Origin of the sequence: Nostoc sp. S13 (assembly GCF_029379315.1) — a bacterium.
Taxonomy (GTDB): domain Bacteria; phylum Cyanobacteriota; class Cyanobacteriia; order Cyanobacteriales; family Nostocaceae; genus Nostoc.
Map to the genome: position 1 here is coordinate 1 of NZ_JAQYWQ010000140.1, position 16,604 is coordinate 16,604.

13 protein-coding genes and 1 pseudogene are annotated in these 16,604 nt (G+C 39.4%); 12 read left to right on the plus strand and 2 right to left on the minus strand.

Annotated features, from left to right (window positions below; all coding sequences use genetic code 11):
• Positions 1 to 73: 73 nt before the first annotated feature.
• Together PUQ00_RS28595 and PUQ00_RS28600 are read right to left on the minus strand one after the other, a co-directional pair.
• Complete coding sequence (locus PUQ00_RS28595) at positions 74 to 1,087, minus strand: glycosyltransferase family 2 protein (protein ID WP_300422901.1); 1,014 nt, start codon at positions 1,085 to 1,087, stop codon at positions 74 to 76.
• Between the two features lie 14 nt (positions 1,088 to 1,101).
• Positions 1,102 to 1,911 carry a C40 family peptidase gene (locus tag PUQ00_RS28600; RefSeq protein WP_300422903.1) on the minus strand — a complete coding sequence of 270 codons (810 nt, stop codon included), beginning with the start codon at positions 1,909 to 1,911 and terminating at the stop codon, positions 1,102 to 1,104.
• A 9-nt stretch (positions 1,912 to 1,920) separates the two neighbouring features.
• On the opposite strand from PUQ00_RS28600, the gene PUQ00_RS28605 reads away from it, so the two are divergent.
• From PUQ00_RS28605 to PUQ00_RS28660, 12 genes and pseudogenes are all read left to right on the plus strand, one after another.
• On the plus strand, positions 1,921 to 2,853 hold the full coding sequence (locus PUQ00_RS28605) for a serine hydrolase (protein ID WP_300422905.1): 933 nt from the start codon (positions 1,921 to 1,923) through the stop codon (positions 2,851 to 2,853).
• 419 nt (positions 2,854 to 3,272) lie between these two features.
• Positions 3,273 to 3,500: a hypothetical protein gene (locus PUQ00_RS28610; RefSeq protein WP_300422907.1), complete on the plus strand. Its 228-nt coding sequence runs from the start codon at positions 3,273 to 3,275 to the stop codon at positions 3,498 to 3,500.
• 5 nt (positions 3,501 to 3,505) lie between these two features.
• Entirely contained in the window at positions 3,506 to 3,598 is a 93-nt protein-coding gene (locus PUQ00_RS28615; RefSeq protein ID WP_300422924.1) for a toxin-antitoxin system HicB family antitoxin, read from the plus strand.
• Between the two features lie 149 nt (positions 3,599 to 3,747).
• Positions 3,748 to 4,542 (plus strand): hypothetical protein, encoded by a 795-nt coding sequence (locus PUQ00_RS28620; RefSeq protein ID WP_300422909.1) that lies wholly within the window; start codon positions 3,748 to 3,750, stop codon positions 4,540 to 4,542.
• Positions 4,523 to 5,020, plus strand: coding sequence for a type II toxin-antitoxin system VapC family toxin (locus tag PUQ00_RS28625; RefSeq protein ID WP_300422911.1), 498 nt, complete (start codon positions 4,523 to 4,525; stop codon positions 5,018 to 5,020). Before PUQ00_RS28620 ends, PUQ00_RS28625 begins: the two co-directional genes overlap by 20 nt.
• Positions 5,021 to 5,631: 611 nt before the next feature.
• Positions 5,632 to 6,411: an MBL fold metallo-hydrolase gene (locus PUQ00_RS28630; RefSeq protein ID WP_300422913.1), complete on the plus strand. Its 780-nt coding sequence runs from the start codon at positions 5,632 to 5,634 to the stop codon at positions 6,409 to 6,411.
• A gap of 358 nt (positions 6,412 to 6,769) precedes the next feature.
• Positions 6,770 to 7,687: a histone deacetylase gene (locus tag PUQ00_RS28635; RefSeq protein WP_300422915.1), complete on the plus strand. Its 918-nt coding sequence runs from the start codon at positions 6,770 to 6,772 to the stop codon at positions 7,685 to 7,687.
• A 130-nt stretch (positions 7,688 to 7,817) separates the two neighbouring features.
• Positions 7,818 to 12,296 (plus strand): translation initiation factor IF-2 N-terminal domain-containing protein, encoded by a 4,479-nt coding sequence (locus PUQ00_RS28640; protein WP_300422917.1) that lies wholly within the window; start codon positions 7,818 to 7,820, stop codon positions 12,294 to 12,296.
• A 161-nt stretch (positions 12,297 to 12,457) separates the two neighbouring features.
• Positions 12,458 to 13,021, plus strand: a complete 564-nt coding sequence (locus PUQ00_RS28645) for a Uma2 family endonuclease (RefSeq protein WP_300422918.1) — start codon at positions 12,458 to 12,460, stop codon at positions 13,019 to 13,021.
• A 489-nt stretch (positions 13,022 to 13,510) separates the two neighbouring features.
• Positions 13,511 to 13,732: a hypothetical protein gene (locus PUQ00_RS28650; protein WP_300422920.1), complete on the plus strand. Its 222-nt coding sequence runs from the start codon at positions 13,511 to 13,513 to the stop codon at positions 13,730 to 13,732.
• Between the two features lie 204 nt (positions 13,733 to 13,936).
• Positions 13,937 to 14,721 (plus strand): annotated as a pseudogene (locus PUQ00_RS28655) (ATP-binding protein); the annotation flags it as partial.
• Positions 14,699 to 16,531 carry a hypothetical protein gene (locus PUQ00_RS28660; RefSeq protein WP_300422922.1) on the plus strand — a complete coding sequence of 611 codons (1,833 nt, stop codon included), beginning with the start codon at positions 14,699 to 14,701 and terminating at the stop codon, positions 16,529 to 16,531. The pseudogene PUQ00_RS28655 and the gene PUQ00_RS28660, both read left to right, overlap by 23 nt.
• Positions 16,532 to 16,604: the final 73 nt, after the last annotated feature.

Sequence of the window (16,604 nt, forward strand, 5' to 3'; positions counted from 1 at the left end):
CAATGCCCAATGCCCAATGCCCAATGCCCAATGCCCAATGCCCAATGCCCCATGCTCAATGACTATTGTTACCTTACTTAACATTTTTTGCTACCACCTCTCGCACGCGATAGATAGGCCGTCCTTGGGATTCATGGTATGTACGCATGAGCAATTCTGCCAAAAGTCCGAAGCAAAACAACTGTACTCCCGTGACAAGCAGGAGAACTGCTAAAATCAGCAAAGGGCGATTGCCAATGTCCTCATGGAAAGCCAATTTGACGAAAGTCAAATAAATTCCGATCGCAGTTCCCGAAACCATTGAAATCAAGCCCAACAGCCCAAAAACGTGCATTGGGCGGGTGAGGAATTTTTTCATAAACAGAATAGTTAACAAATCCATCAACACCCGGAATGTCCGCCAAATTCCATATTTACTACGACCAAAGCGACGGGCGTGATGACGCACTGGTACTTCAGTAATTCTAGCTCCTTCGATGTACGCCAAAGCTGGTAAGAATCGGTGTAATTCTCCGTAGAGGTTCATATCAGCCAACAGTTCTGCACGATAGGCTTTCAGCGAACAGCCATAGTCATGAATATTCACGCTAGTGGTATGGCGAATTAGCCAATTGGCAATTTTGGAAGGAAGTAACCGATTTACAGCACCATCTTGGCGTTTTTGCCGCCAACCACTCACCAAATCGTAACCCTCGTCCAGCTTTGCTAATAACATGGGGATATCAGCCGGATCATTCTGGAGATCAGCATCTAAAGTGATGATTGCTTTACCGACTGCATAATAAAACCCAGCAGCCATCGCCGCAGTTTGTCCGTAGTTGCGACGCAAAATCACCGCCTTTAAATCAGTGCGGATTTGCGCCTCTTTCTTGAGAAATTCCCCGGAACCATCTGTAGAACCATCATCCACACAAATGATTTCATAATTTATCTGACTAGAGGATAAAGTAGATGCGATCGCATCTAGTAAAAGCGGCAAACTTTCCACCTCGTTATGTATCGGTACCACCACTGAAACATCTGGGACAATTGCTGAAATAGCCTCATTTTCCCCAGTCAACCCTTGATAAACTAACCCACTCCTCATATTCCTCTGCGTCCTCAGCGTCTCTGTGGTTCGTAACTCTTAAAAACTTTACCAGCACCTCGCAGCTGCTGATAGTACGACTGACTAACCGCATCTCCCTGTTCCGAGAGAATATCAATCCCAATACCATTTCGTCCCTGCTCTTTCCCAGAACTATGGATATAATAACCATCGGCCAAATAAAGTCCGACATGGGTTGCTTTTTGGCTAGTTCCAAAAAATACCAGATCCCCGGCTGCTAATTCTGCAATAGTAATTGTTTGAGTGAACCCTTCCTGTTGATAGGCATCTCTGGGTAGCCAAATACCCACGGAAGCAAACGCCGCCTGCATCAACCCTGAACAGTCATAATTTGGCCCAACTGTACCGCCCCAAAGGTAATAATTTGATTTTTGCATCGCTTCTTGGGTAAAGGCAATAACCTTTGCTAGGAGTTTTTTAATCTCAGATTCAGAAAATGTTGCAGCCTGATAAGGTACAGTAGCAAATTGTAATGAATCAAAATCTGAAAGGGATAGCCATCCCGGATAGTCATCTTCACACAAATACACCTCAACCATTGAATTTTGATGATTTGATGTTACCCATAAATGTCGCCCAGATGCGGCTTGAGTTGCTAAACGTGTACATTCAGGAGAATCATATAAATTCAGGTCAGCTAAACATTGATACTCCCCTGATTGGGGACTTTCCTGCGGAACGCTACGCGTAGCTTGCTTCCCCGTAGGGGTACGCTCAGTTGAACGATTGGGGACTTTCCTGCGGAACGCTACGCGAACGGCTTCGCTCAGTCGAGCGATTTGGGATTTTAGATTAAAGGACATTATTAGAGAATGATTTTTTTTAATAAAGACGAACAACTCGAAAATCTTGGTAATGGCATTTTAGATGCAACTTGGGCAGAATTTCCGACCTTAGCCCGGAATCAAATTGCCCTGACTTGGGTTGTTTACGATCCCCCAGTGCTAGTAAATACTGGTGGTGCGCTGACTCCCAACGCTTTTTGGGATCATCCAGTTCGTGGCTTCACTTATCGCGGTGTGGAGCGGATTTATCCCGCCAGTGTAGTTAAGCTATTTTATCTGGTGGCGGTAAACGAATGGCTAGAAAAAGGCATGATTCAAACTTACAAGGAGTTGGAGCGAGCCTTGCGAGATATGATTGTAGATTCTAGCAATGATGCTACCAGCTTGGTTGTGGATATCATTAGCGGTACTACATCAGGGGCAGAATTACCAATGGGGCCTTTTGAAACCTGGAAATATCAGCGTAATATTGTTAACCGCTATTACCAATCTTTGGGTTGGGAAGAAATGCAGACGATAAACGTCTGTCAAAAAACTTGGGGTGATGGTCCCTATGGACGGGAACGGGCATTTGTGGGAGAGTTACTGGAAAATCGCAATATGGTGACAACAAATGCGATCGCTAGGTTACTGCATAGTATTGTCGGTGGGGTGGCGGTTTCAAGTGGGCGATCGCAAGCAATGATGGCTTTGCTCAAACGCAATCTCAACGATTTACCCCCTGATGGCGAGGAAAATCAGGTAACAGGTTTTTTAGGTGGTGTACTGACTGAAAATGCTCAAATTTGGTCAAAAGCAGGTTGGACAAGTCAAGTTCGTCATGATGCTGCGTATATTGAGATACCAGATCAGCGCCCTTACCTCTTAGTGGTATTTACTGAAGGTAAAGCGCAGGCTAAGAGTAGGGCTATTTTACCCTTTGTTTCTCAGCTAGTTGCCCAAGTGATCGCTAGTCTATGATCTCCTGCGATCGCATTGCCAGAATACCTATTTCTTCCTTTGCGACGGCAGTCGCTACAACTCTTAGCCACCCCCTTGCGAAGCTTCCATCCGTTGTGGGGAGTGGCGTGGGAAAATAGGCAACGCGCTGCCTCTCCTTTGCGGTTCGTTAAACAAGTAACTTTTAACCAGTTCAATCACTCATTTATCACTCCCGGTTCGCCCATTTTAAATTGAGTTAGAAAAAAGCTGAACGATTAATAGGGGTTGCAGTCTGTAATACAAATGTAATCTGTGCCGACTTTGGGCGATCGCATAAAATATAGAGGGGATAAACATTCAAGAAAAGAATGGAAAAGCTAAGGATTATCAAGTTAAGCAGGTTGTTATAGACGCAATTGAAAAATTAGAAGCGATTGAAAAATTTGAGGAAACGAAAGATGGTTAACTACGACCACTACACCTATAAAGTTACTTGGTCAAGGGAAGATGAAGAATTTGTAGGATTGTGCGTTGAATTTCCTAGTCTATCTTTTCTCGATAAAAATCGTAATACAGCACTCGAAGGTATTACAGACTTGGTAAAAGATGTAGTAGCTGATATGGGAGCGAATGATGAAACTCTTCCAGAACTATTTCAGAAAAAAATTACAGTGGTAAATTTGTAGTTCGTATACCTCCAGAACATCATCGTAGACTAGCTATAGGAACAGCAGAGCAAAACATTAGCTTAAATCGCTATGTAAGCCTTAAACTTGCGTGTTAAAGTTTTCGCTTTATCTATCCCAACGCCCTACAGCCCGTCATATCCAATCAATCGAACCCAATCGCAAATGTAAATAGTATTTAGTATAATAAAAGAGACTTATTCTTTTAGCAGTTGTGTCAACAATAAATTGTTTTAGAGAGGAAAAGATGATTACATCTTTATCGATAGAAGATAATATTCAGACTATAAATTCGCTTCACCAAAGTAGTTTAATTTTAACTAATGAAATTAAACACTTAGTTGATAATTTAAATGAATTATTAAAATATGATATTACCGAAGTTATCATACATGAAATAACGGAATATACAAAAGTTCTCTATGAATTAAACTTGAAATTGCAAGAGGTAGATAAACCATTAGAGAAAATGATATTAATACGGAATTGGCGTACTAATATTAAACATTTAACCATAAATCGTCAAGAATATATAACAGATGAAATACTAGGGAAACTTCTTAATGAAATTCTTGTCCATCTTGCAAATTTAGAACACAATTATAAAGAGTTAGAAATTTTACAAATTACAATAGCATATTTACAAGCTATTAATAAACCACTTGATGAAAAACTAACTTGGCTGCAAAACTTATATTCTTCAATGTTTTATATATTGGAGATACTAGAGGATGAAAATGCTTCTTTAATACCAAAAAATGCACTCCAAAGGATTGAGATTACTTGTGAAGCTCTATCTTCCAATAAACGTTGGAGAGAGTATATAAAAACACCCCAAATTGATGAGAATGAACAAAAAATCAAAAACTATATCAATAGTATTAGACACGTTGCAAAAGCAATTTTATGGGAATTAAAAAAGCTAAAAGAAGATCAGCCTAATGTACAATCGCTGTTAAAGTTTATTCAATCTTCCCCTGAATGGAAAGGAGATGATTTTGAAGAATGTTTAGATTTTATCAATGAAGAAAGAAGAAAGTGAGGAGTCAGTGTATTTATTAGATACAAATCATTGTAGTTTTATAATTATTCAAAAAGACACTAACGTAATAAATAAATTAGAATCGCTACCGAAAGATACGATAATAGCTATTAACAGCATTATATATGGTGAGTTAATTTTAATGGCTGAAAAATCAGATAATAAAAAAGAAAATACAGACTTAATAGAGTCCTTTGCTAAAAATTTAGTTATACATCCAATAGATCAAGATACATCTAAAATTTATGGTAAGTTTCATGCTGAAATTTTTGATAAATTTGCACCAAAAGACAAGAAGGATAGAAGAAAGTTCAAAATAAAAGATATAGGAATATATCCCAACGATTTATGGATAGCCTGTACAGCCATTCAGTACAATCTAACTATAGTATCTGAGGATAGTGATTTTAAACAAATGAGTACCGTAAGAAGTCTTAATTTAGAATGTTGGAAATCCAAAGCGGGTTCAATTGTTTAATATAATATTTATAAGAAGAATTCAGAACTCAGGAGTCAGAATAAAGTCATGAATTCTGTACGAGTGGGTGACGAATATTGGTTAAAACCTCGCCCGAAGTTAAGCGAAAAAAATTAAAATATTCTCGCCTTAAAACTCTATCCCTGTCTTGCAAAGTTCAGATCGGCGGAAGCCGCCGCTCCAGACTTTGCGCTTTATGGGTAGAGTATTCTGAATTCTGAATTCTGAATTCTGTTTTATTATTTCCTTGTTTTTAATAAAATACTGACATTAATTTGATTTAAATGAACAAAGTTGACGAGGCATTAGAGGTTGACTTTTAGGACAAACAAAACAAGCAAAGACTAAAGATGCTACAAATCACCCCAATCAAAATTCAGGAAGTGTCGAGCATTCAGCTTAGTATATTTTTCAGTGTGTTTGATATCGCGGTGTCCGAAAAAGTTTTGCATTTCCCTGGTGTTGTAGAGCGAACCGGGAGTAATGAGGCTCAACTACTCATTAATGGTATAAGATGCAAGGCATATTTTTATAGAACCTGTTCCGAAGCTGTGGCTACTCTAGCTGTATACGCTTGATAATGAAGATAGGCGTTATCTTCACATAAGTTTATGTTCTTAACTTGGTTAGACAGCAATAGTTGGTTACTGGAAATCGGCGGGAAACGAATATTAATTGACCCTTGGTTAGTTGGTTCGTTAATTTTCAGCAACTTGGATTGGTTATTTAAAGGTTCGCGATCGCAAAATCGTCCAATACCAGATAATATTGATTTGATCCTGCTGTCTCAGGGTTTAGAAGACCATGCTCACCCACCAACGCTCAAGCTGCTGGATCACAGCATCAAAGTTGTAGCTTCTCCCAATGCTGCCAAGGTAGTACAGCAGTTAGGTTACACCCAGGTAACAGTATTGGCTCATGGTGAAACTTTCACTTTAAATAATCAAGTAGAAATCAAAGCTTTTCCAGGATCTCCAATTGGCCCCACTTTAGTGGAAAATAGTTATCTCCTCAAAGAATTGGAGAGGGATTTAACCGTGTACTACGAACCTCACGGGTATCATTCACCACAACTTAAGCAAGCTGCACCAGTTGATGTGGTGATTACACCGTTTGTTGACTTAACGCTGCCTTTGCTTGGGCCTTTTATTAAAGGAGGAAATAGCGCTTTGGAAGTGGTAAGGTGGCTAAAACCTCAAGTAATACTACCTACAGCTGCCGGGGGAGATGTGCTGTTTGAAGGATTGATCACGAAACTGCTTCAGACTAAAGGAAATGCTGAAGAATTTCGTTCGCTAGTAGAGAAAAACAATCTTTCGACACAGGTACTTGAGCCGAAACCAGGCGATCGCTTTGAACTACCATTACAAAAGCGAGCATTAGTAATCTAAGTTGCACTTAGCCCTGGCGATTAGAAATCGCGGCTATACAAACAAAGTGCGCCTAAGCTCGACTTTATCCATTTTTTGGCAACGCTCAAGCTGAGGCTGAAACCTTTGTGGGACGGTAGCTTTACTTTTTGGATTTAACCGTGAATCAGTTACATGGAAAAAGTTTTTGCTCTATTAAGAGATGCAAGTCTTAATTTTGGATAAAGTCGAGCTAAGTGGACTAAGAGAAAATCAAGGATTTGCTAACCTGCGGAGGCAGGTTTTGTCTGTGTAGCCGTGACTTCCAGTCGCCAGGGCTTCTAATTTCGTTCGATAGCCTTTTAGTTGTCGGATTAGCTGCTTGAGATTTTCTTTCCTTATGGACTTGCCAATTATTTACCACCCAGATTACATTGCTCCCCTACCTGAAGGGCATCGCTTCCCGATGTCTAAGTTCCGACAACTTTACGAATTGCTGTTAGCTGATGGTGTGGCTAATCAAGAACAATTTCACACCCCGGAACGTCCACCGCCAGAATTGATAGAGTTAGTCCACACTCCAAGCTACGTTCAAGCTTATTGTGAAGGAACCCTAGACCCCAAAGCACAGCGACGCATTGGTTTGCCTTGGAGTCCAGCATTAGCGAATCGTACTTGTGTAGCGGTAGGTGGTACAATACTTACTGCTAAACTGGCACTTAGTCAGGGTTTAGCTTGTAATACAGCTGGTGGAACTCATCATGCCTTTCCTAATTATGGGTCTGGTTTTTGTATTTTCAACGATTTAGCGATCGCTTGCCGCGTTTTACAAAAACTTGGACTTGTCCAAAAAATCCTAATTGTGGATTTGGATGTTCATCAAGGAGACGGCACCGCTTTTATCTTCCAGGATGACGAGAGTGTTTTTACTTTCTCCATGCACTGCGAAGTCAATTTCCCCGGTACTAAACAAAACAGCGATTTGGATATTGCTTTGCCGATGGGAATGGAGGATGACGCTTATTTACAAACCTTAGCGAATTACCTACCAGATTTATTGTCTAAAGTCAAGCCAGATTTAGTATTTTATGACGCAGGTGTTGATCCTCATATAGGCGATCGCTTGGGCAAATTAGCTTTAACTGATGCTGGCATTTTTCGCCGGGAAATGCAGGTTTTGAGTACTTGTATGAGTAGCGGTTATCCCGTCGCCGGTGTCATTGGTGGCGGTTATACTGATGATATGAAATCCCTAGTTTGGCGGCATTCCCTGCTGCATCGGGCCGCTAGTGAAGTTTATCAGCAGTACAAACTTTGATGCAACATTTATTCCCAAGACTTCTTGCAAAAATCCTGATTTATAATTTTGAACCACAGATGAATTATCTATTTCATCTGTGATTTGATTTTTCTAAGTAGCAAAACTTTGTCGGCAAAGGCAGCAGTGGATGAACAACGGCAAACTCAGAATCTACGAACTAGCAAAAGAATTGAATTTAGATAGCAAGAAGCTATTATTAATTTGCGAAAAACTCAACATTGTAGTCAAAAGCCATACCAGTACAATCTCAGAATCCGAAGCAGAACACATTCGTGTAGCGGCAAATAAACTAACAGCAAAATCATCGAAAATTAAAACAAGCTCTGAAGATTGGGGCTATATGTTTATTGCTTCAGCAATTGATAGCTTTATCCGCCATTTAGAAGGTAAAACTGCCCTGGAAGCATATCCCGAATTTAGGGAGCGACGCGATCGCGCCAATGAGTTAATGTTGGAATGTGTCGGGAAAAAGCCTTCTCTATTTTATGTGCGTCGCAAAGGTGCAGGGAAAGAGGCTAAAGAAGAAATTTGGGATTTGACAATCGCAACAGACTCCGATGATTTTCAGTTACCCCCAAGACTTGAGAAGCTCAAAAAAACATTAGGATTTAGAGTTGCTGTACAAAAAGATGGACGCGGCGGTTTAAAAATATTGTCGGCTCAGTTGTTACAACCCTCACGGGGACACGCCGATAGCTATGCTGTACCTTGTCGCTTACGTTTGCTGCCTAATCATCAGCATCATCTCGACATTCCACCCGCAACATTGAAACGCATCGCCGTCGCGCCAATCTGTGGCGATCATGTGCCTACAGAAGATCAACTTAAAGCTTGGAAAGCGTTTTTGCAAATTGAAGAAAAAGTTGCTAAAGCGCGTCAATTTTGCGTGCGTTACGTAAGTCATAACTATAACTTTAAAAGACGGATCAGTTTTGAAATTGATGTAGCCTCAGCCACACTTGACGGCTTTTATCAAAATTCCCTCGACGTGGAAAACTTCTGGGAACGAGCAAGACGAACAAAAAACGAAGATTTAAAACTTTTTGAAACTGCTCCCGTCGGCAAAAATTGGATTACGGGTCGTCAATTAGGGACTGTTGAAGAAGTTGACCCCAACCGTTGTATCATCAGCCTCAGACTAGAACGCGACTTAGCTGAATACATGGCAGCAGAGCGTTATCAATTACCAGCTACAGGATTTTTGTGTTTTGAGGCAGTTGGTGATATTCAGCAGATTCAACGCAAGAAAAAAGCTTTGGAAGATTTGAATAATGGTTACACCCAAAATCCCTACTTGGGTAACTTTTTATTCGATGCTTCTCAGGCTAGACAAATCAAAACAACTATCGAACTTCAACCACAGGATTTGTTGTTATCTTCTGCTAATCCTGGTCAGAAAGCAGCAGTAGAAAAGGTACTTGCCGCTAAGGATCTTGTTCTCATCCAAGGTCCACCAGGTACTGGTAAAACTACCGTAATTGCCGAGATTTGCTATCAAATTGCGCTTCGCGGTGGACGCACTCTAATTGCATCTCAAGCTAATTTAGCAGTAGATAACGCCCTGAGTCGATTAGTTCATAACCCAGTGATTCGGGCTGTACGCAAGGGGAGAGCCGAGAAAGTTGGAGAAGAAGGACAGCCATTTCTAGAAGACCAAGTGATTGGCAGATGGCTAGAAAATACAGCAAATGACTGCGAAAATAATCTTAGTAAACGGCTCGAAAATATCCAAATCTTCAGTCAATTACTCGCATCATCGCCAAGATTCACAGCCTACTTCCAAGCAGAGGAACAATTCAATCAGCAACAAAATAAATTCTTTAAAAACAAAGTAAGATTAGAGTCAAACTTTAAAAATAAAGAGGAGTATTACAACGAAACTGTAGCAAAACAGAATCAGGTGCAATCTCTAATTGTAGGTCTAGAAAACATCTTAAATACTGCACAAAATATCAACTGGGAAGCTCCAGAAGTTACAGATTTTTTACCACTTCTTAAGCCCTACACAGAAGGTAACAGTTTAGTAGAAGAATTTTTAGCAAATGTTCGTCAAGCCATCAAATATACTGATGAACTTGGCTTTGTGCGTTCGACGGTTGGCGCTTTTGGTCTAGCGGTTTGGTTGCGTGAAACTGTTACAACAGAAATTTCGGAATTTAAAACTGCTTTTACTCATGCTCAAGAGGCAACTGAAGCCATGTCAGAAGTTGCAGCACGGGTACAGGTTGTTAAAGAGCATTTTGGCTCGTTAAATCAGCTACAACCAAATTATCAGCAATATCTTGCCAAACTGCAAAATATTCAGCAAACAATCCAGATTTGGGAAAACCGCAAACGGGAAATAGATTATATTATCTCAGCAGTTAAGGAATGGAAGTCTACAGCATTTTCACATCTGTATCAAACTTTGAAAGATTGTCATCAATCAGGTTTACCACTAACAGATAATTTAGTAGACTTACCACTAAGTTTATTGATGTTTGCTAACACCTTAAAATTACCAATAGTACCAAAAAATTACAATATCAATCTACCAGACTGGGAGCTATTGACAAAGGCGATCGCTTATGAAATAGACGGAGGTTTTACTGACAGGCGGGGTAAACAGCATAATTTCAGCTATTTTTTACAACAAAATTTTAGTCAGATTCCAATGGTGCTATCAAAGAGCGATCGCACGCAATGGCAAGAAACCTATCAACAGTTTAACAATTATCAGCTACTCAACCCCAAACAGCGAAAATTACTAGTTGAGAATACCCAAGTTTTTTTAATTAGAATTCAACGAACTTATGGTGGATCATGGGAATGGAATAACATCGACTCTACTCTCACCCAGATTACACAAGAATTACTAGATACTATCCTTACAAATGCACGTCAATGCGTTTTAAAGGTTAAAACGGAAACTGAACAACAGCTTCAGCATCTGCAACGACTATTAAATGATCTTCAGAAAAATGAAATTAGCCAACAGCAAATATCTATTACTCAAGCTGAGGTAGAAAAAGCACAACAAGACGCTAATTTGCAACTTGGACGAGTTGTTAATATCTTACAAGAACTTAACCAACAGCCAAATATACCTGCTCAATTACGCATTTTAACTGAAAAATATATCGCAACACAATCAAATATTTGGGAGCAGCCTCAAGAATTCTCAAAGCAAGTGAATTATTGGTTAACTTACATCAGTAAACTTGAAACCTTAATTTCGTCATTAGAACCTTTTGCTGTGTTGGAGATAATTAAAAACTCTCTATATGAGCATTTATCAAAGCTACAAAAAGAAACTGAAACTTCTCTACAGGAGCTTCAGAAATTACAAATTAATCTCCGCGAAATAGAACAGAAATCACAACCACAGCCATCACAAAATCTAATAGTAGAAAGAAGTTGGTGGTTGACAGAATGGCAAACAATACCGGATAAATTTAAACCAGAAAATTCTGCTGCCGACTTATTTAATATAGAGTTATTGCGCGGTCTTCATATTCAGTTTGAATTTTGGCAAAAAAAACTCGAAAAAGAAGATAACTATCTTAAAAAATATCAGAATTTTGTTCAAGATTGGATCGGAAAATTAAGAAATCCAACTGAAGGCGATAGTGACGATTTAAGGCGTATATATTTAGATAATGCTAATGTCGTTGGTATCACCTGTGTTCAAGCTGCAAATAGGGGTTTTTCTGAAGAATTCAAATCCTTTGATGTCGTCATCATTGATGAGGTTAGTAAGTGTACTCCACCAGAGTTACTAATCCCAGCTTTGAAAGGCAAAAAGTTAGTCATGGTAGGCGATCATCGGCAATTACCACCTATGCTTGATACTAGCACTTTAGAAGAAGTTGCTCAAACAATTGGTAATACACGAGACGAACTACAATTCTTAGAAGAATCACTATTTAAAAGTCAGTTTGAATCTGCTGATAAAAGCATCAAACAAATGCTAACTACACAGTATCGAATGCACCCATTTATTATGGGAGCAATCAATCAATTTTATGATGGTAAACTAGAATCTGGTATTTTGGAGCCGGATACAAAACGCGCACATCATCTCGCAAACGAAATCATCCAAGAATCTCAGCATATTCTCTGGGTAAAAACGCCTATAGAAAATCCGTTTTTAGAGCAACGGAACGGAACTTCTTACTTTAATACTCAAGAAATTGATGCGATTGAACGTCTATGTCAGCAGTTCGAGATTACTTGGGCTTCTAAAGTTGCTAATGGTGAACCAAAAAAAGAAATTGCCGTAATTACGTTTTATGGTGCTCAATTAAGAAAAATTGATGAACGTCTGCAATCTGAACTTTTCCCTTCGCTAGAAATTCGTACTGGTACAGTAGATAGATTTCAAGGGATGGAAAGACCTGTTGTAATCGTTAGTATGGTTCGCAACAATAGTAAAGGAGATGTCGGATTTGCTAAGAAACCAGAACGGGTAAATGTTGCATTTTCTCGCGCTCAAGAACTGCTGATAATTGTGGGTTGTCATAATTTATTTACCCATCAATCAGGTAAAGTCGGAAGTATGTATTCGGAAGTTTCAAATATTGTCAGTCTTCATGGGGGTTTTGTTGATGTTTCTCGAATCATTTGAAAAGTGGTTTTGTTGTTAATTAAAGGCTTAGGTTAGGTGAGAAACAGCAAATATAAAAAGGTGAGAAAAAATAATTTTTAAGCTTCTAGGAAGAAGTTATAATTAACAAACTGCCCTCCAAAACTGATTATTTCTCATTTAGAAACAGACTGGCGACTTTTATGACCCCAGCAGCGATGTCTGACGACAAGCCCTTCGGGTTCAGGGGAGCGCAATCGACGGAAACCGTCAAGACTGCGACTCCCTCAACGCAAAGCGTCTACGCTACACCCACAAAAGAATCACCTCTTTTGTTTGAAGAACTGACTTGGAGAGAATTCAAAGCAGTTGAGCAGTTATTAGACCGTCCAGGATATCGGTTGTCTTTCCTGGATGGTGTTTTGGAGATCCTAAGAATGCCTGGAGAACCCCACGAAACTGTTAAGAAGAGAGTTGCCGCATTGTTAGAACTTTACCTGCTCATGGCAGGGTTTGACTTTACTCCAACTGGGTCAATGACCTCAGAAAGTGAATCGGGTGCTGTCAAGCGAGAGGCGGATGAATCTTATAAACTTGCCCCTGGTCGAATGCGTCCCGATTTGGCGATAGAGGTGGTGTTTACCAGTGGCGGTATCAACAAACTGGAGGCATACAAGCGGCTGTTGATTCCAGAAGTGTGGTTCTGGGAAGATGGAGTGTTAGAAGTTTATTCACCTGCGGAAAGAAGGCAACGTACTTCACTATGAAAGGGTTTCCAGTAGTGAGGAGGTTAAACGGATCGATCTGGATTTGTTGTTAGACTGCATTAATATGGTGAATCATGTTGATGCTATCAAGACTTTTCAGCAGGCGCTTCAGAAATAGCTGGCGATTTCAGCTAAACCTATTAATAATAATCTCAAGAATTTTGTATATAAAATTGAGGCAATATACTGGACAAATTAGCCATCACTAAAGCTGATATTTTTCCTCGTAAAATTCCGGCTTGGAATGACTGTGTAGTATTGATAATACAGACTAGATAGTAATTTTATTTGATTACCCTCGTAACAAAGTCTTGATCAGTGTCGCGTAAAAGTTAATCAGTTAATTCAGAAATACCATCAAAGGGATAGGGTATGCAGTCAGGTTAGTGAGATAAAAGATTTACTCGTGCGAGGGCGAAATATACTAGGTCATCGCTCAATCAATGAAGCTGCTATTTCTCAGGTGAGTGTTAGTAAAGCGCCAGGCCTGTGGAATCCCTCATAAAGCTGAAGCAACTAGCACAAAATAGCATCGATGAGATTCATAAACCAGTAGGGGTCTGGAGTCGGATTATTGAATGGATGCTTGCGGTTGCTGTCAAGCATAAAAGTTTGGATTCCATAGCTCAAAAGTTACGTCCATATAGCCGCCGTTATGGTGCGGCGGTAACTCTTGAGGCTATTAGGAGACAAGCCCAGATTATATGTTAAAGAGTTCAACCTGTTGAGAGTGAATCGGCTATCTCTCAAATTACCGCAGAAGTAGTCAACAGCATAGTTACGAGTGCGCGTAGATGGCTAAAGCAACTACAGACTGAAACAGAAAATGAGCAAAACAAGCTTGAGGTTCAATTAAATGAAGAGATGAGGTTGGCGGCTAATGAGCAGCAAAAAATATCTGCTAATCAAGAGCAGCTAGAAACTTCTTGTAGTGAAGCGTTTTTCAAGAGATTGGCAGTACAAATACAGAATTACAATTATTGCAAGAATCACTGTTTAAAATTCACTTTAAAACTGCTAATGATAGTATCAAACAAATGTTAAATATTCAATATCGAATGCACCCAATAATTATGGGGGCAATCAATCAGTTTTATGATAGTAAACTAGAATGTGGGATTTTGGAGTTTGATACAAAACGCGCACATAATTTAGCAGGCAAAATCATTAAAGAATCTCACCATATTATCTGGGTAGAAACGCCTATAGAGAATAAATTTTTAGAGCAACGTAACGGAACTTCTTACTTTAATACTAAAGAAATTGATGCCATTGAACGTCTATGTCAGCAGTTCGAGATTACTTGGACTTCTAGAGTTGCCAATGGTGAACCAAAAAAAGAAATTGCTGTAATTACATTTTATGGCGCTCAACTCAGAAAAATTGATGAAGGCCTCCAATCTCAACTTTTCCCATCGCTGCAAATCACCACTGGTACAGTAGACCGATTTCAAGGTATGGAACGACTTGTTGTAATTGTGAGTATGATTCGCAATAATAGTAGAGGAGATGTGGGATTTGCCAAAAAGCCAGAACGAGTTAACGTTGCTTTTTCCCGCGCTCAAGAACTATTAGTAATTGTGGGTTGTCATTCGCTATTCACCCAGCAGGGTGGACAAGTCGGGAGTATGTACTCCAATGTTTCAGATATCGTGCGTCTACATGGAGGTTTCATTGATGTTTCTCGCCTCTTCAGCTAAACCTATTGATGACAATCTCAAAAATTTGGTAGACGAAATAGAAGCGCAAAGCCTTAGTTTATCAGTTTTAGCCGCGCGTCAATTCCGTTATAGTTTGCGTCAAACTCCTGTAGAAGTAAATATCAAAGAACCCCGCCAGTTTAACGTACTCGAAGAATTTATCATCCGCGCCGCTATTGAATTTAAACCTCCGCCAACAGAGGATGAATTAGCCTCTGTACTTGGGCTTGATTCTGTATTTATTAAAACTACTACTGGAACTCTTCGGACATTACAAACTCTATCAGCAACATCGCCACTAACAGTCACTCCTGAAGGTCGCTCATTTTATGAAAAAGGGTCTGTACCACAGCCGCCATATCCTGTACAGCTTAATGCTATTACAGACCCTTTAAGCGACAAGATAACCTTTCAATCTGAATCCTTAAACGAGACAGTGATAAATTTGCCAGATTTGGCAGATTTTATAACTATTGACCATACAATTAGTGAGATTTCTTTGTTATCGCTTGAGGAAATACAAAAAAGTATTCAGGCTTCAGGTTTAGCACTTCATCTGCCAGAAGAGGGAAAAATAGTCACTTCCTCTAAGGTAATAGCTTCGACTGAAAAATTTTGGAAAAAGATATCGCTTTTCATTATTTTTGATGCCCTTGAAGATAAGTTAAGCATCCAAATAAGAAATGGAAAGCAAATATTAGAGTCAGCATCAAATTGGTTAGAAGTACTACACGCTGAAGGTAAAATATCTCTGCAAACATTGTGTAAATTATCAACTGAATCCATCAATTTTGAACGTGAAGCTATTCTCAATGAAAAAAATACTGAAATAGAAGCTAGACTCGAAAATATTCGCCAAAAGGCGCTAGAAACTGCGACACAAACCAGTAAAAAAGTAGATAATTCTACAGTGGTAGGGGAAGCTGTACACTTACGTGATGGACAAATTAGCCAAGCTTTTTCAGAAATTTTAAATTCTGCTAAAAGTCAGGTTTTAATTTATTCTCCTTGGGTGAATCAGGCAGTTGTCAATGAAAAATTTCTAACTCTGCTACAGAAATTAGCTAATCGCGGAGTTTGGATTTTAATTGGACATGGAATTGCGCGGCAACTAGAAGATGAAAATAAACCAATTCCACCAGAAGTAGAGAAAAAACTTCGAGCGATAAAAACACCTGATGGTTTACCATCTGTACAGGTTTTTTGGTTGGGAGATTCCCATGTTAAAGAAGTAATAGTTGATAAAGAAATTCATCTTTGCGGATCTCATAACTGGTTATCCTATCGCGGCGACTACCTACCACGAGGTGAGTCAGTTTATAAAGTTACAAATCCCCATCAAGTTCAGGAAGCTTATGAATTTCTCGCTAATCGCTTTCAAAATAACGCTCAAAAATTATGGAAAAATGCTGTAGAAAACCGTGATTTTAAACTTGCTGTAGAGTCTTTATGTGTGTGGGGTGCACTAGGCATGGAAGACATTGCACTCCAAGAAATACAGCAAAATAGTTGGTTGGAACTTCTGCCTGTGTGGTTGAATGTAGCACTTCAAGGGTTAAGGTCGAAGAATATACAAGCTGATTCAGCAAGTTTTAAAACGGCACTTTCGTTGCTGAATCAAGTTTCTATTGAAGAGGCTTTTATTGAGTCATTACAGCAGGGATGGCGTAAAGTTATCCTCGCGATCGCTACTAATAATCCTAAAACTGCTTTAAACTTACTTAGTGATGAAGTATGGGCGCAGTTTCTAGGTCTCAATATTGCCCAGGAGAGTGATTCACCTACTGATTTTATTTTATATCGTGACTAACACATATTAGAATATAGGAATCCTATTTGAGTTTTGAACAAGCTCCGTACATCTGAAGAGTGGCAAAGTCAAA

Coding starts and splice junctions, on each gene's coding strand:
- PUQ00_RS28610 (WP_300422907.1), top strand. CDS start 3,273: ATGGTTAACTACGACCACTACACCTATAAAGTTACTTGGTCAAGGGAA.
- PUQ00_RS28625 (WP_300422911.1), top strand. CDS start 4,523: ATGAAGAAAGAAGAAAGTGAGGAGTCAGTGTATTTATTAGATACAAAT.
- PUQ00_RS28640 (WP_300422917.1), top strand. CDS start 7,818: ATGAACAACGGCAAACTCAGAATCTACGAACTAGCAAAAGAATTGAAT.
- PUQ00_RS28600 (WP_300422903.1), bottom strand. CDS start 1,911: ATGTCCTTTAATCTAAAATCCCAAATCGCTCGACTGAGCGAAGCCGTT.
- PUQ00_RS28645 (WP_300422918.1), top strand. CDS start 12,458: ATGACCCCAGCAGCGATGTCTGACGACAAGCCCTTCGGGTTCAGGGGA.
- PUQ00_RS28605 (WP_300422905.1), top strand. CDS start 1,921: ATGATTTTTTTTAATAAAGACGAACAACTCGAAAATCTTGGTAATGGC.
- PUQ00_RS28635 (WP_300422915.1), top strand. CDS start 6,770: ATGGACTTGCCAATTATTTACCACCCAGATTACATTGCTCCCCTACCT.
- PUQ00_RS28595 (WP_300422901.1), bottom strand. CDS start 1,087: ATGAGGAGTGGGTTAGTTTATCAAGGGTTGACTGGGGAAAATGAGGCT.
- PUQ00_RS28660 (WP_300422922.1), top strand. CDS start 14,699: ATGTTTCTCGCCTCTTCAGCTAAACCTATTGATGACAATCTCAAAAAT.
- PUQ00_RS28630 (WP_300422913.1), top strand. CDS start 5,632: ATGTTCTTAACTTGGTTAGACAGCAATAGTTGGTTACTGGAAATCGGC.
- PUQ00_RS28620 (WP_300422909.1), top strand. CDS start 3,748: ATGATTACATCTTTATCGATAGAAGATAATATTCAGACTATAAATTCG.